The organism is Streptomyces alanosinicus (assembly GCF_014650595.1).
Classification (GTDB): domain Bacteria; phylum Actinomycetota; class Actinomycetes; order Streptomycetales; family Streptomycetaceae; genus Streptomyces; species Streptomyces alanosinicus.
The window spans coordinates 1-1075 of sequence record NZ_BMVG01000145.1 but is presented as its reverse complement, the minus strand read 5'-3'; the positions used below and the strand labels follow the sequence as shown (position 1 = coordinate 1075).

The 1075-nt window shown below is 68.4% G+C and carries 2 protein-coding genes; one reads left to right on the top strand and one right to left on the bottom strand.

Annotation, left to right across the window (positions count from 1 at the left end; translation table 11 throughout):
* A partial coding sequence (locus tag IE277_RS46700; RefSeq protein WP_189960211.1) for a TetR/AcrR family transcriptional regulator occupies positions 1-303 on the bottom strand: 303 nt, incomplete at its 3' end.
* 85 nt (positions 304-388) lie between these two features.
* Here IE277_RS46700 and IE277_RS46695 point away from each other — a divergent pair.
* Positions 389-1075: alpha/beta fold hydrolase (locus IE277_RS46695; protein ID WP_189960209.1), on the top strand; the 687-nt coding region annotated here is incomplete at its 3' end.

The window sequence follows — 1075 nt, the reverse complement described above, 5'->3', positions numbered from 1 at the left end:
CACGGCGGGGTCGGCGATGCGCCCCAGGGTGACATCGAAGAACGCACGGACGGCGGCGACTGGGTCCTCGGCCGCGCACGAGAGGGCGGCGTCGAACTTGTCGCCGTAGCGCGTGGCGTAGCGATCCAGGCAGCGAAGGAAGAGCGCGTCCTTGTCGCCGAGCGAGGAGTAGATCGAGCTGCGGTTCAGGCCGGTCGCCCGGGACAGGTCGTCGAGCGAGGTGTCGGCGTAGCCGGAGCGCCAGAACTGGATCATCGCGGCGTCGAGCACCGTGTCCATGTCGAACTGCTTCTTGCCTGCCATGCGGCCCATCCTCCCATCTTGGACTGATCAGTTCAAGACGTGCTAGCGTCGAATCACGGTCCACCCGCCTCGATGGAGGATTCCCATGACCAACCCCGTCCCCGCCCTGCCCCTGCATGACCTGGCCGGATTCACGCACCGCTGGGTCGACGCCGACGGCGTCCGCCTGCACGCCGTCGAAGGCGGTCGGCCGGACGGACCGGTCGTCGTCCTGCTCACCGGGTTCCCGCAGACGTGGTGGGCCTGGCGAAAGGTCATGCCTGCTCTCGCTGATCGGTTCCGGGTCATAGCGATCGACCGGCCGGGCCAAGGCAATTCCGAGCATGCGGAGCTCAGCTACGACACGCACACGGTCGCCGCGCACATCCAGGCCGCCGTGAACGCTCTCGGCGTGCGGGACTACTGGCTCGCCGGGCACGACATCGGCGCCTGGGTCGCCTTCTCCCTCGCCCTGAACTACGAGAGCCGACTGCACGGGGTCGCGCTGCTCGACGCCGGAATTCCCGGTATCACCATGCCGGAAGCGATCCCTCTCGACCCGACTCTGGCGTTCAAGACCTGGCACTTCGCGTTCCACGTGGTGCCCGATCTTCCCGAGACGCTGATAGCCGGCCGCGAGCGGGAGTACATCAGCTGGTTCCTGAAGACCAAGTCCCTCGCGCCCGACGCGTTCGAGGAAGCAGAGCTCGACCACTACGGCGCGGCCCTCGCCGTCGATGGCGGCCTGCGCGCCGGCCTCGCCTACTACCGCGACGCCGCCGAGTCCGCGCGC